The sequence below is a fragment of the Streptomyces griseosporeus genome (assembly GCF_014656055.1).
In the GTDB taxonomy this organism is placed as follows: domain Bacteria; phylum Actinomycetota; class Actinomycetes; order Streptomycetales; family Streptomycetaceae; genus Streptomyces; species Streptomyces griseosporeus.
Window position 1 is genome coordinate 150,129 of the sequence record NZ_BNBR01000002.1, and the last position, 20,628, is coordinate 170,756.

Annotated in this window: 17 protein-coding genes; 4 read left to right on the forward strand and 13 right to left on the reverse strand. The window is 72.3% G+C overall.

Annotation, left to right across the window (positions count from 1 at the left end):
• Positions 1-18: 18 nt before the first annotated feature.
• Positions 19-2,049, reverse strand: a complete 2,031-nt coding sequence (gene lgoX, locus IE308_RS09740) for an L-glutamate oxidase LgoX (RefSeq protein ID WP_190217527.1) — start codon at positions 2,047-2,049, stop codon at positions 19-21.
• Between the two features lie 233 nt (positions 2,050-2,282).
• Between lgoX and IE308_RS09745 the strand changes: the two genes are divergently transcribed.
• Complete coding sequence (locus IE308_RS09745) at positions 2,283-4,301, forward strand: CASTOR/POLLUX-related putative ion channel (RefSeq protein ID WP_190217528.1); 2,019 nt, start codon at positions 2,283-2,285, stop codon at positions 4,299-4,301.
• A 13-nt stretch (positions 4,302-4,314) separates the two neighbouring features.
• Here the strand turns inward: IE308_RS09745 and IE308_RS09750 are convergent, their stop codons facing one another.
• The gene (locus IE308_RS09750) at positions 4,315-5,937 is read right to left on the reverse strand and encodes an MMPL family transporter (RefSeq protein WP_268256471.1); all 1,623 of its coding nucleotides are present in this window, start codon (positions 5,935-5,937) and stop codon (positions 4,315-4,317) included.
• Here IE308_RS09750 and IE308_RS09755 point away from each other — a divergent pair.
• A complete protein-coding gene (locus tag IE308_RS09755; RefSeq protein ID WP_268256472.1) occupies positions 5,823-6,422 on the forward strand; it encodes a TetR/AcrR family transcriptional regulator in 600 nt (199 codons plus the stop codon). The two genes, IE308_RS09750 and IE308_RS09755, sit on opposite strands and share 115 nt — an antisense overlap.
• Complete coding sequence (locus tag IE308_RS09760; RefSeq protein WP_190217530.1) at positions 6,416-6,739, forward strand: hypothetical protein; 324 nt, start codon at positions 6,416-6,418, stop codon at positions 6,737-6,739. Before IE308_RS09755 ends, IE308_RS09760 begins: the two co-directional genes overlap by 7 nt.
• 35 nt (positions 6,740-6,774) lie before the next feature.
• Here the strand turns inward: IE308_RS09760 and IE308_RS09765 are convergent, their stop codons facing one another.
• Complete coding sequence (locus tag IE308_RS09765) at positions 6,775-7,176, reverse strand: hypothetical protein (RefSeq protein ID WP_190217531.1); 402 nt, start codon at positions 7,174-7,176, stop codon at positions 6,775-6,777.
• Between the two features lie 151 nt (positions 7,177-7,327).
• Between IE308_RS09765 and paaI the strand changes: the two genes are divergently transcribed.
• Positions 7,328-7,774: a hydroxyphenylacetyl-CoA thioesterase PaaI gene (paaI, locus tag IE308_RS09770; protein ID WP_190217532.1), complete on the forward strand. Its 447-nt coding sequence runs from the start codon at positions 7,328-7,330 to the stop codon at positions 7,772-7,774.
• Positions 7,775-7,825: 51 nt separating this feature from the next.
• Here the strand turns inward: paaI and IE308_RS09775 are convergent, their stop codons facing one another.
• The 10 genes from IE308_RS09775 to IE308_RS09820 all read right to left on the reverse strand — a co-directional run bounded on the left by IE308_RS09775 (position 7,826) and on the right by IE308_RS09820 (position 20,283).
• Positions 7,826-9,082: an AMP-binding protein gene (locus tag IE308_RS09775; protein WP_190217533.1), complete on the reverse strand. Its 1,257-nt coding sequence runs from the start codon at positions 9,080-9,082 to the stop codon at positions 7,826-7,828.
• 4 nt (positions 9,083-9,086) lie between these two features.
• Positions 9,087-9,989 (reverse strand): SDR family NAD(P)-dependent oxidoreductase, encoded by a 903-nt coding sequence (locus tag IE308_RS09780; RefSeq protein WP_190217534.1) that lies wholly within the window; start codon positions 9,987-9,989, stop codon positions 9,087-9,089.
• On the reverse strand, positions 9,986-11,287 hold the full coding sequence (locus tag IE308_RS09785) for an MFS transporter (RefSeq protein ID WP_190217535.1): 1,302 nt from the start codon (positions 11,285-11,287) through the stop codon (positions 9,986-9,988). Before IE308_RS09785 ends, IE308_RS09780 begins: the two co-directional genes overlap by 4 nt.
• Complete coding sequence (locus IE308_RS09790) at positions 11,284-12,501, reverse strand: phenylacetate--CoA ligase family protein (RefSeq protein WP_190217536.1); 1,218 nt, start codon at positions 12,499-12,501, stop codon at positions 11,284-11,286. The genes IE308_RS09785 and IE308_RS09790 overlap by 4 nt, the downstream gene beginning before the upstream one ends.
• Before the next feature lie 5 nt (positions 12,502-12,506).
• A complete protein-coding gene (locus IE308_RS09795) occupies positions 12,507-13,550 on the reverse strand; it encodes an ATP-grasp domain-containing protein (RefSeq protein ID WP_190217537.1) in 1,044 nt (347 codons plus the stop codon).
• Positions 13,547-15,043, reverse strand: coding sequence for a KamA family radical SAM protein (locus IE308_RS09800; RefSeq protein ID WP_229908803.1), 1,497 nt, complete (start codon positions 15,041-15,043; stop codon positions 13,547-13,549). The genes IE308_RS09795 and IE308_RS09800 overlap by 4 nt, the downstream gene beginning before the upstream one ends.
• 17 nt (positions 15,044-15,060) lie before the next feature.
• Positions 15,061-16,764, reverse strand: a complete 1,704-nt coding sequence (locus tag IE308_RS09805) for a class I adenylate-forming enzyme family protein (protein ID WP_190217538.1) — start codon at positions 16,762-16,764, stop codon at positions 15,061-15,063.
• A 336-nt stretch (positions 16,765-17,100) separates the two neighbouring features.
• Positions 17,101-18,477 (reverse strand): flavin monoamine oxidase family protein, encoded by a 1,377-nt coding sequence (locus IE308_RS09810; RefSeq protein ID WP_190217539.1) that lies wholly within the window; start codon positions 18,475-18,477, stop codon positions 17,101-17,103.
• Positions 18,474-18,740 (reverse strand): phosphopantetheine-binding protein, encoded by a 267-nt coding sequence (locus IE308_RS09815; RefSeq protein ID WP_190217540.1) that lies wholly within the window; start codon positions 18,738-18,740, stop codon positions 18,474-18,476. The genes IE308_RS09810 and IE308_RS09815 overlap by 4 nt, the downstream gene beginning before the upstream one ends.
• Positions 18,730-20,283 (reverse strand): amino acid adenylation domain-containing protein, encoded by a 1,554-nt coding sequence (locus IE308_RS09820; protein WP_190217541.1) that lies wholly within the window; start codon positions 20,281-20,283, stop codon positions 18,730-18,732. The genes IE308_RS09815 and IE308_RS09820 overlap by 11 nt, the downstream gene beginning before the upstream one ends.
• Positions 20,284-20,628 lie beyond the last annotated feature (345 nt).

Here is a 20,628-nt window from a genome sequence, read left to right on the forward strand (position 1 = left end):
CCCCCCCCCCCCGGCGCTCTACGACCGGCTCGGTGCGCCGTGTACCTCCAGGGCGGCGCGTACGGCTGACTCCAGTGCTCCCTCGATCCACGCCGGCTTCACCGAGGTGTGGTCGCCCGCGAAGTGCAGGGGGCCCTCGGGGGCCGGAATGGACGGGAGCAGTTCCGTGTGCTGGCCGGGCAGGAGAACGGACGCCTCGCCGTAGGCGTAGGGGTCACGCAGCCAGCTCTGGGTGCGGCCGGCGCCGGTGTAGAAGACCTCGATCCGCTGGCCGTAGACCTCCTGCAGGCCGCACAGGGCGTGCGGGTAGCGGGCGTCGTCGTCGAGGGAGTCCCAGCGCAGGGCGTCGTCGGCCCAGCTGTAGGAGGCCAGGACCACTCCGCCCTCGCTGCCGGGTACCGGGTGGGAGGGGTGGTACATGAAGCGGTTGGCGTTGTCCGACACCGAGCCGCCGCCGATGACGTCGGCCGCTTCGGGCTGGTCGCGGGTGACGGCGCGGTTGGCGGCGTAGTGCACGCGCTGGCCGGGGGTGATGTGCCCGCGGGGGACGGAGGGGTGCGCGCCGAGCAGACGGCCGTCGCCGGGGGTGCGGCCGGTGCGGTAGGCGTCGTACAGGCCGGGGTCGATGCGGTCGAGTTCCCGCTTCCAGTCGGACTCGTCGAACTCCCACCAGCGGCGGCTGAACTCCAGCAGCACCTTGGTCGCGCAGTCGTAGTGCAGTTCGGTGATCGCCCGGCGCTTGGTGTACGACATCAGCGGGCTGATCTGCACGTGCCGCAGGCCGGAGAAGGGGACGGTGACGACGGCCGCGTCGGCGGTGAACTGTTCCCGGACAACCCGACCGTCCCGTCCCTCCGAGACGGTGTCCACCCATACGTGGGGTCCCTTGGCGTGGACGTGCGCGGTGTCGCGGCCGGCGCGGTCGGGATCGTAGTACTCGATCCGTGTGACCCGCCGGTCGAACCGCACGTCCTCGCGGACCTTTTCGAGCAGGGCGTCCGGCAGGACGGCCGTGCCGCCCTCCAGTTCCCAGAACGTCGTGTCCGGGCTGATCAGGGAGGAGCCGATGAAGCTGTGGACGAAGGACAGGGGCAGCCGTGAGGTGTAGTTCTCGACGGTGCCGATGAGGTCGACCGTCCGCTCGTCGAGGCCGGCGTGCTCGGTCAGGAAGCGGAACATCGACCAGTCGCCGAAGCGCTGGATCACCCTGGCCCAGCCCTGCACCCGTTCGGGCAGCGGCTTGTCGACGCGCTTGCCGTCCGGGCCGAGGGTGCTGAACTCGTCGCGCACCGGGTCGAGGGCCGAGCGCAGGATGGCGGCGGCCGGCGTGTCCCAGTGGGCGCGCGGGACGCCGAAGGAGCGGTTGATGCGCCGGGGTACGCGGGCGTAGTCGGCGCGTCGCATGCGGACGCCGTTGACGTGGATCCAGGTGTGGGCAGCGGGACGTCCGTCCGCGTCGACGTCGACGTAGTAGAACGGCCGCTTCTTCAGGCCCAGTTGGCCGATGAGGTCCATCACCAGCGGGTGGCTGCCGGGCAGTCGCATCGCGCCGGCCTCGGCGTACTGCCGGGGGTCGGCGAAGGGCTGCTCCGCCCGCTCGTGGCCGCCGCGGCGGAAGGTCTTGATGCGGCCGCCCGCCCGGTTGCCGTTGGCCTCCAGGACGGTCACGCGGTGTCCGGCCTGCCGCAGCAGCCAGGCCGTGACGAGGCCGGCCGGGCCCGCTCCGATGACGAGGACGTTCTTGGCGGCGCCTGTCCGGCGTCGTGGCAAGCCGTCCTTGAGGACGCGTCGGTAGCCGGGTACGAGGGGCCGGTCGGCGGAGTCGACGACGAGCAGGGCCCGTGCGACGGCGAGGCACCGGTCGAAGTCCGCGGCCCGCGCGCCGGAGGGGGCGGCCGGGGCGGGGGTCCGAGGGGGAGCCTGGGCAGGCAGGGCGGCCGCGCTGCCCGCGCCGAGGAGGGTGGCCGCGGCGGCGGTGCCGGCGGCGGTCGTGAGCGTGCGCCTGGTCAGACCGCCGTTGCCGGCGTCCACCTGGTGATCTTCGGTCATGGCGAACTTCTACTGGACCGCCGGGGCGGCACGCCCCGAGTCACGGGCGATGTGCCACGGACGAGCGAAGACCACCGGTCAAACCTGACCGGGCCGGGTGTGCGGGGGCACGGCCAGGTGGTCCGTTGCACCCGGTTACGGCGAAGGGATGAATCGCGCGCCGTTCCGCGCCTCGCGGGACGACTGGTCAGCACACTGCCCCCGTCGGATTCTGTGCGCGGAGGGGGAACAAGGTGGAACAGCGGCGTCCCGGGGTGGGTGCCCGAGCGCGGTACTGGTTCGACACGACCCTGGCGCGCGGAACCTCGGCCCTGGTCGGCTGGCTGGTGGTGGTCTGCCTGGCCCTCGTCGTCCCCGCGAGCGCCGTGCTGGTGTGGACGAATCCGCACGTCCCCGCCACCCTTCCCGGAAGGCTGGCGGAGGTCTGGCGACTGACCGGGGAGACGCTGCGTCTGGGCGGCAAAACCGGCCCGCCGTTACGGGTGCTGCTGTCGGTGCTGCTCGCCCTCGTCGCCCTGGTGTACGTCTCGACCCTCGTCGGTCTCATCACGACCGGGCTGACCGAGCGGCTCATCGCCCTGCGCCGCGGGCGCTCCACGCTGCTGGAGCACGGCCACGTGGTGGTCCTGGGCTGGTCGGAGCAGGTGTTCACGGTGGTGGGGGAACTGGTCGCGGCCGGCGCCAACCAGCGGAAGTCGGCCGTGGCAGTCCTGGCCGACCGCGACAAGACGGCGATGGAGGAGGCTCTGGACAGCAAGGTGGGGCCCACCGGCCGGACCCGTCTGATCTGCCGCAGCGGTCCGTCGACCGACCCGGCCGTGCTGGCGCTGACCAGTCCGGGCACGGCGGATTCCGTGCTCGTGCTGCCGCCCGACGACGGGCGCGGAGACGCGGACGTGGTCAAGACCCTGCTGGCCCTGCGGGCGACGGCATCCGCCGACGGCGGCACCGCGCCCGTCGTGGCCGCGGTCCGGGACAGCCGCTACCTTCTGGCGGCCCGTCTGGCCGCGGGAGAGCGCGGCATCGTCGTGGAGAGCGACACGGTCACCGCCCGGCTCATCGCCCAGGCCGCGCGCCGCCCGGGGCTGTCCCTCGTCCACCGTGAGCTCCTCGACTTCGCCGGGGACGAGTTCTACCCCACCTTCCACCCGTCGCTGGTCGGCCGGGACTTCGGCGATGTGCTTCTCTCCTACGGCAACGCATGCGCGGTCGGGCTGGTCCGTGACGGGGTGCCGTGGCTGAACCCCCCGGCGCGGACGGTGATCGAAGGGGACGACCGGATCATCGTCATCACCGCCGACGACGACACCGCCGAACTGGCCGACTGCGCACCCCTCGTGGAGGAGCGGCTCATCGCCGGCCCCCGGCCGCGGGAGACGCGGCCCGAGCGCCTGCTGGTGCTGGGATGGAACCGCCGCGCGCCGCTCATCCTCGGGGAATGGGGCCGCAACGCACCCCCCGGCTCCGTCGCCGACGTGCTCGCGGACGAGGACGAGACGACGGTGCCGGCGGTGTGCGACACCGGCGACGCCGACTGGGCGTGCGTGCACCGCAGGGGCGACACGACCCACCCGGAGACGCTGTACGGCCTGGACATCGCCCTCTACGACAGCGTCATCGTGCTGAGCCGGGACCCACGGCCGGGCGAGGCCCCGGAGGAGTCGGACAACCGCACGCTCGTCACCCTGCTGGTGCTGCGCCACCTTGAGGAGCGCATCGGCCGGGAACTTCCGGTGGTCACCGAACTGACCGACGACAGCAACCGGCCTCTCGCACCGATCGGCCCCGGAGCCGACGTGATCATCAGCGGCAAGCTCATCGGGCTGCTGATGGCGCAGATCTCCCAGAACCGCCACCTGGCCGCGGTGTTCGACGAGCTGTTCTCGGCCGGCGGTACCCAGATCCACCTGCGCTCCGCCGCCGACTACGTACGGCTCGACCAGGAGGCGTCCTTCGCCACCGTCGTCGCCGCCGCGCGGGACCGGGGCGAGTGCGCCATCGGGTACCGCAGCCACGCCGACGCCGGCCGCGCCCCGGGCTACGGGCTGTACGTCAACCCGCCCAAGGCACACCGCCGACGCTGGATCGCCGGGGACGAGGTGGTGGTCGTCGCCGCCTCGGAGGATGCGAGCGGTGGCGTCCCGCGAAGTCGCGCGACGCCACAGGAACGGCACGAACGGGGTGAGAGTGACGGTGGAGGTCTCTTCGCCGGAGACGCGCAGGCCGGGGAGGACGCGGACCCCCACGCATGAGGGCTGACGGTGATCACACGTATCCCGCGGGGAGTTCGTCCGTCGGCGTGCGTGCTTCCCGGATTCGCAGTCGCCGCAGCATTCTCGGTGCCCACCAGTTGGCCCGGCCCGCCAGGCGCATCGCCAGGGGCAGCAGCACCAGGCGGATCAAGGTCGCGTCGACGAGGATGGTCAGGGCGGTGCCGAGGCCGAGTTCCTTCAGGAAGACGACGCCTGAGCCGACGTACGAGAGGAACGACAGGGCCAGGATTCCGGCGGCCGCGGTGATGAGCGGGGCACTGCGGCGTATGCCCTCGCCGACGGCGCGCAGGGTGTCGCCGGTGCGGTCGTGTTCCTCCTTGATGCGGGCCAGCAGGAACACCTCGTAGTCCATCGACAGCCCGTAGGCGACGCAGAACATCAGCACGGGGATGCTCGGCTCGATCGACCCGGTCGGTGTGAAGCCGAGGGTGCCGGACAGGTGGCCGTCCTGGAAGACCCATACCAGGCAGCCGAACATCACCGACAGGCTGAGCAGGTTGAGGACGGTGGCCTTGAGGGGCAGCAGCACGCTGCTCGTCATCAGGAAGAGGATGGCGTAGGTGGCCGCCAGGACGATCCCGATCGCGTACGGCAGTCGCTCCAGCAGCGTCGCGCGGAAGTCGGTCGTCTCCCCGGGATAGCCGCCGACGAGTGCGGGCGCCGGGGACGGGGTCTTCCGGATGCGGTCGACGAACGCGGGCACGTCGCCGTACATCGCCTGCTGGGTCGGTACGACGGCCAGCCGGACGCGTCCTGTCGGTGCCGTCAGCCGGTCCTGGCCCGGGGCGGCGCTGCGTTGCCCGTGCCGGTAGGCGCCGCTCGGCGCGTCCACCTGGTACACGCCGGGCAGGAGGGAGAGCGCGGCGGCGTAGGCGCGGGTGTCCGCGGAGCCGGCGAGGACGATGTGCACGGTGTCGGTCGGCTCCGCCGCGAACTCGCGGTGCACGATCTCGGCGGCGGTGCGCGAGGACGTTCCCCGGGGCAGTACCCGTTCGTCGGGCAGTCCGAAGCGCAGCCCGAGCAGCGGCAGGGCCGCGACCAGCAACACGGTGAGGACACCGCCCCCGGCGAGCAGTGGCCGGCGCAGGGCGCGCAGCGCTGTGCGATGCCAGAAGCCCGACGCGGGTGCGGCGGGTCGTTCCACGTGCCGGCCCCAGCGGGCGAGCGCGGCGGGCAGGAAGAGCACCGCTCCCGCGACCGCGGTGAGCACGACCAGTACACCGGCGTACGCGAACGACCTGAGGAAGTAGAACGGGAACACGGCCAGGGAGCACAGCGACACCGCGACCGTGACTCCGCTGAAGACGACCGTGCGGCCCGCGGCCGCGGTCGCCCGCACGACCGCGTCGGGGTTCGTGTGCCCGGCGGCGCGCTCCTCGCGGTAGCGGTTGATGACGAAGAGCCCGTAGTCGACGCCGAGGCCGAGACCCAAGACCAGGGCGAGGTTCGCGGCGAACGTCGACACCTCCGTGAACTGCGCGAGCAACCGCAGGCCGGCCAGTGTCCCGAGGACCGACAGCAGGCCGGCCGCGACCGTCAGCAGGGCCGCCTTTCGGCAGGTACGGCTACCGCCGGACCTCCATGGACCTCGTCGCCCAGGCGGCCGGCATGTCACGTCCTGCCGTCTACCAGTACTTCAAGAACAAGCAGGAAGTGTTCCGAGCCGTCGCGGAACACGTCGCCGCCCAGGTGACCGCGGCCGCGCGTGAGGCGGGCGAGAAGGCGCGGGCGCTGCCGGCCGAAGAGCGGCTGTACCGCGGCCTGGCCGTGAAACTGGACGTGCTCGCAGAATCCGTCGGGGCCGGGTCCCATGCCGAACTGTTCCGCGAAGCCGCGGACATCGCCGCGGACACCGTCCAGGCCTTCGAAGAGGCCTACCGCGCCGTCATCGAGGACGTCCTCCAGGACTGCGCCGACGTACTCGGCCTCCGCGACTCGGCGTTGTCCGTCCGCGCTACCGCAGACCTCCTGTGTGACGCCCTCGCGGGCATCGCGCAAGCCCGCCAGGTGGCGGAGGTGAAGCACGCGCGTCTGCGTCACCTGGCTCAGCTCACCGTCCGTGGCTTCACCCGCACTCCCGAGGATGCGCCCCCGTGCTGACCGTGCTTCTGAGCTTCCTGACCGGAATCTTCGCCGCGAACGCCACCCCGCACTTCATCAAGGGCATCACCAAGGAACGGTTCCCCACCCCCTTCGGCGACGGCCCCCTGGTCAACGTGATCGCGGGCTGGGCGATGTACGTCATCGCCGTGCTCCTCGCCGTGGCGGCCCGTGCGACCGAGCACCCGGTGCCCGCCTTCACCGCTGCCGCTCTCGGCGTTCTCGCCATGGGCGTCTTCCACGCGACCATCGGAGCTTTCGGCCGGGGCCGCACACCTCTGGCCGCCGCAGAGGCAACGCCGAGGTCCCGTTCCTGAGCGGCCGGCCCCGGGCGCTTCAGGCGGCGATGCGGTCAGCCGGAGGCAGGGACGAAGACGTCGCCGGGGACGTCGTCCAGCACGAAGCCGTTGTCGAGGCGGACGCGGACCGTCACACGGAGCCTGCGCTGCTGGAAGGCGGCCCACTCCGGCTCCAGCGAGGAGACCTCGTCCTCCAGCCGCTTCCGGCTCTCGGGCGGCATCTGGTGCCCGTAGTCGTCGAGCAGAGACTTCAGCCGCACGTACTCGCGCACCATCGGCGGCTCCGCCTGGTCCTCGTACACCCGGTCCACGGTGCCTTCGAGGCCCGCCGCCAGCGCCAGAGAGCCGGCCACGGCCTCCTTCTCGGCAGGCGCGCCCTCGGCGAGGGTGACCGAGCCGGACAGTACGAGGTCCGCCCCCAGCCTCACGCGGTGGCCCGCCACGAGCATCGTCATCGGTCCTTCGAACTCCTCGGTCGGTCGGGCCTCCAGGGTAGTGCGGGCGGCCCGCCTTTCCGTTGACAGGCATCCGCACCGGTGGATCTAATGCGCACGCGAAGCACCCGGGCCCCTTCGGTCCGGTCACCGAAGAGGAAGGGGCGAGGTCGTGGGCCTGCACGCCGGCGTGCCGGACGACGCACCGGACGGGATCGCGGAGCTGTACGAGCGGGATCGCGCCTGCCGGAGCCTGGGCATCGCCCTGGAGGAGGTCACCCCGGGCCGGGCGCTCATGCGCATGCGGGTGCGTGAGGACATGGTGAACGGGCACGGCATGGCCCACGGCGGGTTCCTCTTCCTCTTCGCCGACGCGGCGTTCGCCTACGCCTGCAACGGCTACGGACCGGTCACCGTCGCGCAGTCCGCCCAGGTCACCTTCCTGCGGCCGGCCGCGGTGGACGACGAGCTGATCGCCGAGGCCGTGGAACGGACGCGCTCTGGACGCAACGGGATCTACGACGTGACGGTCCGCCGTACGGACGGCACCGTGATCGCGGAGTTCCGCGGGCAGAGCGTGATGCTCTCCGGAGGGGCACAGGCGGCTCCGCGCGACTGAGCCGGCCGCCCCGCCCGGCGAACCGACCGGGCGGGGCGGGCCCGGGCCCGGTCAGTTCGCCGGGCGCTCGTCCACCACCTGCTGGAGCTTGCCCGTGCGCGGGTTCGTGAGCAGCTCGGACCGCGGTACCCACTCGATGCCCAGCTCGTGGATGGCGCCGTCCGCGACCTCCGCCGGGAAGAGGGGCCGGGCCGCGTAGACCGCCTCGACGAGCCGGGCCGCGAGGCCGGCCGGGGGCTCCTCGACGTATCCGAGTCGCAGGATCAGGCCGTCCTTGCCGTCCCAGCGGCGCTGCACCATCTGCATGCCGGCGATGTACCGGTCCGGATCCGCCTCCACGAGGACCGCGCGGACGTCCTCGATCGGCATCGACACCGTGCCGACGCGGCCGCCCTCGATGGACCGTCCGAGGAGCCGGAAGCGCGTGCACTGCGCGTCGACCCACTCGGCGCGGTCGCCGGCCGGGAAGCGGATGACCGGCATCAGCGTGCGGAACAGGTTGGTGACGAGGAGCCGGCCCGGCACCCCGGGCGTGGTAATCGGCTCGCTCGTGACGTCGTCCACGATCTCCACGACCGTGCGGTGCGGGAACGCCTCGTGCACCCGTACGTCCTCGCCGGGTACGGGCCGTCCGACGAGGCCCGCGTCGATGGAGGCGTAACCGACCGAGGCGATGGCGGCCTTGGGGAAGGCCCGCAGCAGGATGGGCCGCAGGTCGGTGAAGAGCAGGTCGCCGCCGAAGAGGAGCAGTTCGACCGAGTCGGCGGTCCGGCCGCGGCGGACGAGGAGTTCGGCGACGGCGGCCAGCTTCATGGGCACGCCCGCGAGGACGTTCACGCCGAAGTCGCGGATGAGGTCGGCGATGAACTCGTTGGGGGCACCGGCGCCGACGGGCAGGCGGACGTTCTCCACGGGGGCCGCGTGCAGGGCGTGTTCGATGTAGAGCATGCCGCCGTAGAGTTCGCCCGCCCAGAAGAGGTTGGCCACGCGGTGACCGGGCTTGAGTCCGGCCTGCACGATGCCGGCGCCGAACGCGGTGACGGAGTCGGCGTGTTCCGTCCGCGACCACACCGACAGCTTGGGCACGCCGGTGGTGCCGCCGGTCTTGTAGACCCCGGCGTCGGTCAGCGGTCCGGTCAGCACCCGGTTGTCGGGCCAGGTGTTGGCCGCCCAGAACTCGGTGTGGTCGATGACGGGGAGCTGGGTGAGATGCGAGACCGTCTCCGGCACGTCCTTGTACGCCTCGGCGTAGAAGGGCGAGTGGGTGCGGACGAAGTCGACGAGTTCCTGGAGGGATTTGGTGGGCACGGCGCTACCTTTCCTGCTCTGTGTCGGCGTCGGACTGCGGCCCGCGCCCGATCCACGTGCGGGCGAGTTCCCGCACCACGGAGCCGTCGCGGTCGGCCAGTTTGTTCTCGATGTAGGCGGCCGCCCAGGGGTTCGTGGGGACGCGGAAGGCCGGCCGTTCGGCCCGCAGTGTCCGCACCACGACGTCCGCCACCTCGGCCGCGGACTGCCCGGCGCCCTCCCAGCCCTGGGTGGTGACCCAGTGGATGTAGTCGGCGAAGGTGGGCGCGTACGGGCCGGAGGCGGCCTCGATGGTCCTGCGGTTGATGTCGGGGAAGATCCCGAAGGAGGTGTCCCGGACGAAGCCGGGCACCACCACGGACACCGTCACCCCGTGCGCCTCGGCCACCGGCGCGAGGCTCTCCATGAAGCCTTCGACGGCGAACTTCGCCGCGCAGTACGCCTCGTTGAAGGGCTGTCCGACGATGCCGTGGACGCTGCCGATGGTGAGCAGGCGGCCCCGGGCGGCGCGCAGCAGCGGCATCGCGGCCCGGCTGACCTCGACGACGCCGAAGAAGTTCACCTCCAGGTTGGCCCGCAGCGCCTCCGGGGTGGACATCTCCAGGGTCGGGTCGAAGTTGGAGACGCCGGCGTTGTTGACCAGCGCGTCCAGGCGTCCGTACGTCTCGCGCACGCCGTCGACGCAGCGCGTGACCGATTCGGTGTCGGTCACGTCCAGTTGGCGGATGTCCAGCCGTGCTCCGGCCCCATCGGCTTCCTTGCGGAGCACGTCGGCGCGGGTGGGGTCGCGCAGGGTGGCGACCGTGGTGAAGCCGGCCCGGGCGGCCGCGACCGCGGTGGCCAGCCCGATGCCCGAGGAGGTACCGGTGATCAGCACGACCGGGGGCTTGCCGTCCGTCGTGGTCATGAGGCGCCCTCCGCGAGTGCCGGTTCGGCGCCCCCGCCGTCCACCTGTGCCACTTTCTGCCGCTCGGCCGCGTTCAGGAGCGGCTGCACCCGCAGCGCGGGCAGGAAGGAGCAGGCCGCGAGCAGGGTGCCGCCGGCCATGGTGACCCGGGCCGCGTCCAGCACGCCGAGCGGTCCGGTGAGCAGACTGACGGCCCCGCCTCCGGCCAGGGCGGCCAGCGGGATCACACCCCACGTGGCGGTCCGGAACGCCGCGTGCATCACGCCCTGGTGGGAGGCGGTCATCCGGGACTGGCGGATGGGGGCGCTGGAGACGTTGATGCAGGACATGAAGAAGCCGTAACAGCCCATGGTCACGGCGATCACCGCGCCGGCCGGCAGCGCGGGGGCGGCCAGGACCCCGAGGCCCACCAGACAGTGCAGCAGCAGCGCCCAGGCCAGCATCCGCCCGGTCCCCAGGCGTTCACCCGCCTTCGGTGCGACGGCCGCACCGACCAGGGCACCCACCGCGGCGACCGACATGGCGGCGCCGAAGACGCCCACGGAGACGCCCAGTCCCTGGTAGGCGAGGATCGGGAGCACGGTGACGAAGACGGGTCCGCCGCAGTTCAGCGTCACGGCCGCGATCACCACCCGACGCAGCACCGGGTCGGCCCAGTTCAGCCGGAAGCCCGCCGTCAGCCGCTCCCACACCGATCCTTCGGGGACCGTTCGCTCGCCCCAGGGCCGCATGGACCGGATGCACAGGGCCGAGACCAGATAGCTGGCCGCGTCGACGAGGAGGGCGGCCACGCCCAGCGCGCCGTAGAGGCCGGCCGCGAGGGACGGGCCGGAGACCTCGGAGACCGAACGGGTGCCTTCGAGCCGGGAGTAGGCCCGCACCAGGTGGTCCTTCGGCACCACGGCGGGTACGGCGACCAGGTAGCCGACGGTGAAGAAGATGGTCGCGCCGCTGATCACCGCCACGCAGCCGAACAGCAGCGGTGTGGAGAGCCACCCCTGCCAGTACGCGACGGGGATGACGGCCACCGCCACCAGCCGGGCGAGGTCGCAGGCGAGCAGGGTACGGCGGTTGTCCCACCGGTCGACCAGCACGCCGGCCAGCGGACCCAGCAGCGGAATGCCCAGGTACTGCGCCATGGCGACGATGCCCACCTGGAAGGCGGAGGCGTCCAGCACGAAGATCATCAGCGTCGGTACGACGAAGATCGTGATGCGGTCGCCGACGGTGCTCACCGACTGGCCGACCCAGAAGCGGTTGAACTCGGGGCCGAGGGAGACCGGCCACCGCGGCTTCACTCCTCCTCCCGCACCACGAGCCCGGCGGTCTTGCCGGTCCGCTCGTTGCTGATCAGGTCGGTGACGGGACGTACCCGGAAGTTCTCCGGGTCGTGCAGGAAGGCGGTGCTCAGCGTGAACGTCTCGGCCAGCAGCTCTTTGCGCAGCCGCTCGGCGTCCACCGCCGCACCCGGCTGGGTCAGCAGCAGCACCTCCACGGTGCCGGCGCGGCCGCCGGTCTCCGAGATCACCACTTGGGCGCGCGAGACGCCCGGCTCCCGTTCCACCCGTGCGATCACCTCGTCGACGTGCAGGCCCAGGCCGCGGACCTGCACCACACTGTCGCGGCGGCCGAGCACGCGCATGGCCCGTCCGGGCCGCCCGCACGGACAGGGCTCCAGCCGTCCCGCGTCGCCGGTGCGGTAGCGCAGCACCGGGTTGAGCATCTCCGGGTTGAGGGTGGTGAAGTCCAGGAGCTGGTCCTCCCCCACGTGCACCAGCTGGTCGGGCAGGGTGTGGAAGCTGTCCGCCGGACAGTCGGGCGTGTTCGTGCCGACCACCCAGGTCTCGGTGCTGCCGAACATGCCCCAGCGCCGGGCCGCCGGCGCGACCACTGCCATGTCCTCCTCCACCTGCGGCTGCCAGGCCTCGCCGAGCCACAGCACCTTGCGCAGGTGCGGCAGTTCCAGACCGGCGGCCCGGGCGTGGGCGAACCAGAGCCGCAGCACGCTCGGGGTGCCGCCGATGGCCGTCACCTCGCGCGCCGCGAAGAACGCCAGCCACTCGGCGTACTCGTCCTTGCCGACCGAGCCCAGCGCGATCACCTGGCACTGCGACAGGTCGGCCAGGGCGGCCACCAGGAAGTGCGCGCCCCACATGCGTCCGGCGCCCCAGGCGTTGACGAAGACGTCGTCGCGGTCCAGCGGCTGCCAGTGGGCGTGCACCCCGGCCATGTAGAAACCGGTGGGCGCGTGGCCGAGTTTGGGCGCGCCGGTGCTGCCGCCGCTCTGGAAGAGCCAGGTGGCGCCGTGCTCGGCGCGGGGCCGCAGGTGGGCCAGGGCGGTGTTGAGGTCGTCCTTGAGCAGCGGCGGCAGCGCGGCGATGTCGTCGAGGGTGCGCACGTCCGCGTGCCCGTCGTAGCGGGGCGCGAGTTCCGGCACCTGCCGCAGTCGCTCCAGCGTGCGGCGGGCGACGGGCAGCCGCGGCTCGGCCGCCTCCGGGGTCAGCGAGAACATGGGGGTCAACTCGTCTCCGTCGGTGAGGTGAACAGGGGCGTCCCGCCGGCGGCGTCGGCGAGGTGCTTGGCGTGGGCGTCCCGGTAGGCCGTGAACCGGGCCCGCACGATCTCCCGTTGGACCGTGCGATCGGGGTCTCCGGGGACGCCGGGGATGACGCCGTCGGGCTCCAGCTCGGAGAACCAGAACCGCTGCCCGTCGTGGAGGAAGTCGACGCAGAAGAAGGGGATGGTCAGCCGTTCGGCGAAGTAGGCGGTGGCCTCGGCCAGTTCGTCGGGGACCGGCTCGAACTCCAGGATGCCGCCGTGGCTGGCGTTGGCCACCGCCGAGCCGGGTTGCGGAGTCCGCTTCAGGACCGTGTGGGCGCGGCCGCCGATGACGTACACCCGGTAGTCGACGGTGCCGTCGCCGAGGTACGGCTGCACCACGAGCGTGGTGTCGCCGCCCTGCGCGAGAGAGGCCAGGCCCCGGATGTCGCCGACGCTGCGGGCGAGGTTGATGCCGCCACCGCCGCACCAGCCGGCCGGCTTGACGATCGCCGGATAGGTCATGTTGCCGAGCGCCACCTCGTACAGGTGCCTGCTCACGTCGCGTCCCGTGCCGATGCGGACGGTCGGGATCGGCGGGACGGGCGAGCCGCCGAGGTGGAGCAGGGTGGCCAGCTTGTCGTTGCCGATCAGCGAGGTCTCGGGCGGGAAGGGCAGGTAGTAACCGGCCTGCTGGAGCACCGCGGCGAGGGCGTACTGGTTGAAGATGTCCATGCTCTGGTACGGCAGCGAGTACAGCGCCGTGATGAAGAGCGTGTCCTCGGGCGTGACGAGGACGTCGTCCACGTAGACGCGGGGCCGGCCCGGCTCGGTGCAGTCGACCGAGACCGCGTCGGGAGAGTGCCGGGTCCAGCTCATGCCGAGGTCCTCGGCGACCTCCGCGTAGAGGTCCCAGAACATGGCGTGCCAGACACCGGCCGCGCGGGTCGACTCCCGGTCGGGGAAGATCCAGCACATCCGGCGCAGCGGGCCGGCGTCGGCGTGGGGCGGGGGGAGATTCACGGGCTGTCCTCGGGTGCGGTGGGGGCGAACGGTGCGCCGGTCCGGGACTCGGAGGTGATTCCGGTCCGGGCGTCCTGGTCCGGGGCGAGCAGGTCTGAGGCGTCCTGGTCCGGGGCGTGCTGGTCCGGGTCGTTCTCCGCCCACCAGCGGCGGCCGGACTCGGGGAGCGTGTCCAGCGGGTCGTAGTACGGGTGGCGCCGGGCCAGCGTGGCCTCGGGGTCCGCGTCGGGCGACTGCCGGACCTCCAGTTCGGTGCGGTAGTTCTTCGTCCAGTACGAGATGCCGCGCTCGCGGTCGTAGGCGACGGCCTGGTGCACCCAGCGCTTGCCGACGTGCGGTACGTCGCACACGATCCGCGGGGTGGCGTAGCCGGGGAGGTACCCCATGATCGCCTCCTGGAGCCACTGGGCCTGGTGGAGCGGGGTCCGCCAGTGCTCGGCGTGGGGTATCACGTCGCAGAGGTAGAAGTAGTACGGGAGGATGTTCGCCTCGCCCTGCAGTGCGAAGCACAGGTCGAGCAGGTCCTCGGGGGTGGCGTTGACCCCGCGCATCAGCACGCCCTGGTTGCGGACGTCCCGCACGCCCGCGTCGAGGAGGGCCCGGGCGGCCTCGGCGACCAGCGGGGTCACGGACTGCGCGTGGTTGGCGTGGGTGTGCACGGCGAGGTTGACCGCGCGGCGCGCCGCGACCGCCGCGACCCGGCCGAGGCCCGCGACGACCTCTGGCTGGAGCCAGTGCTGCGGCAGGCCCACGACGGCCTTGCTCGCCAGCCGGATGTCACGTACCGAACCCAGGTCCAGCAGCCGCATGAGGAACGTCTCCAGCTGCGGCCAGGGCACGTTGGCGACGTCCCCGCCGGACACCACCACGTCGCGCACGGTCGGTGTGCGTTTGAGGTAGTCGAGCATCTGCTCCTGCCGGTCCCGCGGGCGCAGCTCCAGCCTGGCCTTGGTGACCTGGGGCGTGGAGGTGCCGACGAGGTCCATGCGGGTGCAGTGCCCGCAGTACTGGGGGCAGGTGGCGACCAGTTCCGCCAGGACCTTGGTCGGATACCGGTGGGTGAGGCCCTCCACCACCCACATCTCGGCCTCGTGCAGCGAGTCCCGCCCCGCCTTCGGATGGCTCGGCCACCGGGGGTGCCGGTCCGAGCGCACCGGCAGCATGTACCGGCGGACCGGATCGGCGAGGAACGCCGCGGTGAACGCCGCGGGCCGCGGATCCGCCCCGGGCGCCATGGTGTTGAGCATCTGCGGGGTGACGAGTATCGCCATGGTGGCGAACTCCGCCCGGTCGGCGGCGAGATCGTCGTAGAAGCCGTCGGTGAGGAGGTCGCCGACGACGGCCCTGAGCTGACGCGCGTTCTTCACGCAGTGGGCCCGCTGCCACTGGGCGTCCCGCCATTCGCCTTCCGTGACATGGCGCCAGCCCGGCAGCCGTCGCCAGTCCGGCTCGGTCAGCGGGGTCCGCGCGTATTCGTACGGCTGCCGGATCATCTGTCGTCCCCGGCCCATCAGCCGGTGAGGAGGGTGGCGAAGCGGGTGCGCAGCTCGCGCTTGAGCACTTTCCCGGTGGGGCCGAGCGGGAAGTCCTCGGGTGTGCGCGCGACGCTCACCGCGGCGAGCGGGGTCAGCCCGGCGGCGGTCAGGGCCTTGTTGGCCGCCTCCTGGACGTCCTCCGCGGTGCTCTCGGCGGCCTCCGCCTGCAACCGGACGACGGCGACGGGCAGTTGGCCACGGCCCGGTCCGGCGGGGACGCCGACCACCGAGCAGTCCTGCACCAGCGTGGCGCAGTCGGCGAGCAGCACCTCCTCGATGGGCAGGCTGTACGCCGGCCCGTCCGCGGTGTCGATGACGTCCACCGTGCGGTCGAGGTGGTAGAAGCGTCCGTCGGCGTCACGGCGGGCGACGTCGCCGGTGAGCCAGTAGCCGTTCATCTCGAACGTGCGGGTGAGCCGGTCGTCGTTCCAGTAGCCGGGGGTCCGGGACGGCGTGACGACGCCGAGCATCCCGACCGTGCCGTCGGGTACCTCCTCGCCGTTCTCGTCGAGCACCGCCGCTTTCTCGACCACCTCCAGGGGCTTGCCGACGCAGCGGTCGTCGCGCTCGCTCTCCGGTGTGGTCAGCTGCCCGAACAGGGCCATGCCCATCTCGGAGGAGCCCAGTCCGTCGACGAACTGCGAGCCGGGCAGCGCGGGTTGCTCCGCCCTCTCCCGGGGCAGCAGCCAGGGCCTGATCAGACCCGCCGGCCGCTCGCCGAGCTGCACCAGCCGCCGGATGTGCCCGTAGTGGGCGCTGTCGCCGGTGTTGAACCAGGAGTGCACCTTCGCGGCGCCCCTGACCGGGAGTTCGCCGGTGGCCAGTTCCACGAAGGTGCGCGGGAAGGAGGCCACCATGGTGGGCAGGAAGGCCTCCATGACCGGCTCGACGACCGTACGCCGCCAGTCGGACATGACCACGGTGGGCAAGCCGAGCAGGGTGGCGGTGAGGAAGTAGCTGAGGCCGCCCGCGTGGGTGTGCGGCATGAGCGACATCAGCCGGTCGTACGGCTCGGCGGGGAAGCGCACCATGCGCGGCTGCTTGCCCTCCCAGAACTGGCGGTGCGCCAGCTTGGTGGACTTCGGTGTGCCGGTGGTGCCGGAGGAGTGGATGAGCGCGACCACGTCGTCGGCGGCGTGCCGGTACGGGTACACCTCGGGCAGCTCCGCCGTCTCCGCGTCGAAGGCGTGGAGTTCGGCGGCCATCGCGATGAAGCGGGGCCGGCGGTGCGGCGTCTCGCGGTAGGCGGCGGCCAGCCGGGTGGGGTCGTCCGCGACCACTCCGACGACACCCACGTGGTTGAGGTAGCGCACCATCACCTCGTGCCGCATGGCGTCGTTGACGAGGGCGGGTACGGCTCCGAGCGCGGAGAGCGCGAGGAAGTGCAGGACGGGCTCCAGACCTTCGCCGACCACCACGCCGACCGGGTCACCGGGCCGGACGCCGTTGGACCAGTACCACTTCGCGTACTGGTCGCGCAGCGCGGCCAGGTCGAGCAGGCTGTGGCCGCGCAGTTCGATGGCGCCCCGGTGGTCGACGCGATGGGTGTAGGCGTACGGCACCCCGCGGTTCGGGTTGACGGCGATCGCGTGGTCGAGGAAGTTGCCGGCTCCGAGCGTGGGCTCGGCCATCAGCTGCTGTCTGGCCGCGAGAGGGGCGATGGAGGTCTGGTCGCTCATGACGGTCTCCCGTTTGGTGTCGCCGGGAGGTGGCCCTGGTGGGGCGGGCCCCGGCGACGTGTCGAAGGCTTGCTGTACTCGGCGGAACGGTGGTTCGACTGCCTTGCTGCGGTGCCTTGCTGCGGTGCTGTGCGACGTATCGCGCGGGGCCTCCCGCCCGGCGTGCGACCGGCTCGGAGCACCCCGGGGCGCACCCCGGTCGGGGAAGGGACAGGGGTGCTTGTGAGACAGGGAGGGTGGACGCCGGCGCCCCTCGGGGACGCCGGGAGGATGTGTACGGCTGTGAAGGCGGCGCGCGAGCGGCGGCGCCGCCGGGTCACGGAGCGGGCCGCGGCGCTACGGGCGGGCGAGGACCTCCGCCGCCACCCGGCGGCCGGAGCGGACGGCCCCCTCCAGCAGGCCGAAGAACTCGGTGCTGGTCTCGGTGCCGGCCCAGTGCACCCGCAGGTGCGGTTCCGTCAGTGTCGGACCGTGCCGCAGCCAGTCCCCGGGGCCGAAGAGTGCCGCGTAACAGCCCTTGCTGTAGGGGTCGTTGACCCAGTCCGTCACATGGAAGCCCACGGGTTCGGGCAGCATCGGGAAGAGCCGGGTCGCCTGCTCGACCGCCGTCGAGCGCTGTTCCCGCGGGTCGAGCGCCGCGTAGCGGTGGGCCTCGGCGCCCGTGACGAATCCGGTGAGCACGCCGACCCCGGCTCCGGCCGGCGAGTCGTCGACGGTGGACAGCAGCGGTCCTTCGGCGTTGACCGACCACCCCGACAGGCCGTGGTCGCGCCACCACGGCGCCGGGTACACCAGGTGCACCTTGACCGCGCAGCCCCGCGCCGTACGGTCGCTCGCCCGGCGCACCGGCAGCCCGGGCCGGTAGTCGACGGCGTCGGCGAGCAGCGGCGGCAGCGCCATCACGGCGACGTCGGCGCGGTACGCCCCGCGCGCACTGCGCACCGTGACGCCCTCGTCGTCCTGGTGCACGGCGAGCACCGGTTCACCGAGCCGCACTCTGGGGCCCAGCCGGGCGGCGAGCCGCTCGCACACCTGGTGGGCGCCTCCGTCGATCCGGTCCTGCTGGGCGCCGCCCTCGAAGGCGTTGAGGTAGCGCAGTCCTCCGCCCGACCGCAGGTAGAAGGCGACGTGCAGCATGGACACCCGGGCCGGGTCGGCGGCCATCATCTCGCCCAGGAAGAGCGGGAAGAAGAGCCGGGCGTCCGGGTGGGTGAGGTGCCGTTCGGCCCATTCCCGGGCGGTCAGGAGGTCCAGTTCCCCGGCGCCAGGGGTGAGCCACGGCGCGTCGGGCCGGACGGTCGCCGTGAGGTCGTCGAGCCTCTCGAAGAGGTCGCCGAGCGCCACCGCGTTGAGCGGCGGGAACCGGCCGTCCCGGGTGGACGCCTCACTCCCGAGCGCGAAGCGGCTGGCTCCGTCCATGGTGGTGGGCGTCGCCTTGAGGTCCAACTCGGCTATGAGGGCGTGCAGTTCGGTGTGCCGGTCCCCGAGGTAGGCGGCGCCCGCGTCCGCCCAGCCGTCGGCCGAGACCTGGAGCCCGTGGGCCCGGCCGCCGACCCGGTCGCGCGCCTCCAGGACGGTCACATCGACCCCGCGGGCGGCCAGCGCGGTCGCGGCCGTGAGCCCGGCGTATCCGGCTCCGACCACCACCGCGCTGGTGACGCCGCCGGAAGGCCCCGGGGTGTCCGCGGCGAGAGGAGTGTCGGGGCCGGTCACCGGGCGGCCGCGATCTTCGCGGCGAGCCGCTTGGGGGTGGGCGCGTCGAGGAAGTCCGCGAAGGTCAGCTCGACCCCGTAGGTGCGGGCGACGGCGCTGAGTACGCGGGTCGCGACGAGCGAGTCGCCTCCGAGGAGGAAAAAGTCGGAGTCGGCGGAGACCTCGTCGACCTCCAGCACGCGCCGGAACATCGCCACCACGCCTTCGGTGTCGGCAGGGGCAGGCGATCTCCCGGCGGCTGCGGCGGTGGTGTCAACGCTCATCAACGGTCTCCTTTGACCTGTTCACGGTGGCGTAACGCTGGTGTGAGGCTTTTCTGTCGACCTTGCCGCTCGTGGTCAGCACGAGCTGCGGGACGACGGTGATCCGGCTCGGCACGAGGTGGGCGGGCACCCGCTCGCGCAGATAGGTCCGCAGGTCCGCGTCGAGTTCCCGGGTCCCGGCGTGCGGCCGGGGCACCACGTAGGCGACGAGTGTGGTGCGGCCGGCCGCGGTCGCACCGGTGACGGCCACCGTGTTCACCGCGGGGTGGCCGGCGAGGTGCGCCTCCACCTCGGCCGGGTCGACCCGGATGCCCCGGATCTTGATCTCGTCGTTCAGCCGGCCCTCGTGGGTGAGGAGGCCGTCCGGTGTCCTGCTGACCCGGTCGCCGGTACGGAACCGGCGCTCGCCGTCCACCACCACGTACGCCTTCTCGGTGGCCTGCGGCATCCCGAGGTAGCCGAGAGCCACGGCCGGGCCGCCGATCAGCAGCTCGTCGTCCTCGCCGATGAGCTCGACGACATGGGGCAGCGCCCGGCCGATCGGCGCCCTCGTGCCCTCGCTCCAGTCCCAGGCCGGGACGGGGACGGACGGGCCGTGGAGATCGACGGCGTGGGTGATCAGGGTGGTCTCGGTGCACCCGTAGGTGTTGACCAGGCGGATCCGGCCGGTGTCGAGGCGGCTCCAGTCGGCCAGCCGGGCAGGGCTGACCGCCTCCCCGCCGATCACCATCAGCCGGACGCAGTCCGGAAGGCTCGCCGCTTCCTCCGTGAGGTGGAGGACGAGTTCGTGCCAGAAGGCGGTGGGCAGGTCGAGGACGCTGACGCGCTCGCGCTCGACCATCCGCAGGAACCGCGGAAAGGACCCCGAGTGTGCGTCACGGTCGAAGACGAGGGTGGCTCCCGTGGTCAGGGCCGGGAGGATCTCCTCCAGCGAGGTGTCCCAGTTGAGTGACGCGAACTGGAGCACCCTGTCCTCTTCGGTGAGCGCGAAGAATCCGCGGAGCGAGCGCACGGAAGCCGCAATGGCCCGGCGGGGTGTCACGACCGGCTTGGGCCGGCCGGTGGAGCCGGAGGTGAAGAGGATGTACGCGGCGGCCTCGGGGTCCTGGTCCCGGCCGAGCCGGAAGCCATCGCCGGCCGCCCCTCCCCCACCCTCCTCCTCCCAGCTCAAGTGCGTGGCCGGTAACCCGAGTTCGAGTTCGGGTGCCACGTCGGTGGCGACGGCTGCGCGGCATCCTGCCGCGGACACCATCTCCTGCCGCCGCGCCGGCGGAAACGCCGGGTCGACGGGACAGTAGGTACCGCCGGCCGCCAGTACGCCGAGCATCGCCACCACGGTGTCCGGGCTGTGCGTCGCCGGTACCGCCACCGCTCCGGGCCGGGGCCCGAGCCGCTCCGCGAGGGTGTGCACGAGCTCTGCCAGCCGGCCGTACGTCACGACCCGCCCTTCGTGCACGAGGGCCGCGCGCTCCGGGTCGCGGAGGGCGGCTTCCGTGAAGGCCTGGACGAGGTCCGGGGTGTTTTCAAGGGTCTCGCACTGCATCGACTTGTTCGCCCCAAAAAAGCTTGAAAGCGCCTGTCCGTGCCCGACGAACGGGGACTCTACCTCCGAACATGTGTGGCCACAACGGAAGTTGAGGAGAATCAGGCGTTCCTTGTGAAGGTGCGGTCACCGCACGCGCCGCAGCAGGTCAGAGGCCCTGCGAAGGCTCCGCTTCCACTTCCGCGGAGCCCGCGCTTCCGATCCGTGCGGCGCCGGGAACGCGGTCGGCGGAGGCATGCGTCGCGGAGGCGGCGCTACCGGTTCGCGTGCCGCGCGCGGCTGAAAGCGGAGGGGGCGTTCGGTGGTTCATGGGGCGCCATGTCGCCGGCGACGGCACGCACGCCG

Excerpts from the sequence above, each read along its gene's own strand:
- IE308_RS09805 (WP_190217538.1), bottom strand. The coding sequence starts at position 16,764 with ATGAGCGACCAGACCTCCATCGCCCCTCTCGCGGCCAGACAGCAGCTG.
- IE308_RS09800 (WP_229908803.1), bottom strand. The coding sequence starts at position 15,043 with ATGATCCGGCAGCCGTACGAATACGCGCGGACCCCGCTGACCGAGCCG.
- IE308_RS09815 (WP_190217540.1), bottom strand. The coding sequence starts at position 18,740 with ATGAGCGTTGACACCACCGCCGCAGCCGCCGGGAGATCGCCTGCCCCT.
- IE308_RS09780 (WP_190217534.1), bottom strand. The coding sequence starts at position 9,989 with ATGACCACGACGGACGGCAAGCCCCCGGTCGTGCTGATCACCGGTACC.
- IE308_RS09820 (WP_190217541.1), bottom strand. The coding sequence starts at position 20,283 with ATGCAGTGCGAGACCCTTGAAAACACCCCGGACCTCGTCCAGGCCTTC.
- IE308_RS09790 (WP_190217536.1), bottom strand. The coding sequence starts at position 12,501 with ATGTTCTCGCTGACCCCGGAGGCGGCCGAGCCGCGGCTGCCCGTCGCC.
- IE308_RS09765 (WP_190217531.1), bottom strand. The coding sequence starts at position 7,176 with ATGACGATGCTCGTGGCGGGCCACCGCGTGAGGCTGGGGGCGGACCTC.
- lgoX (WP_190217527.1), bottom strand. The coding sequence starts at position 2,049 with ATGACCGAAGATCACCAGGTGGACGCCGGCAACGGCGGTCTGACCAGG.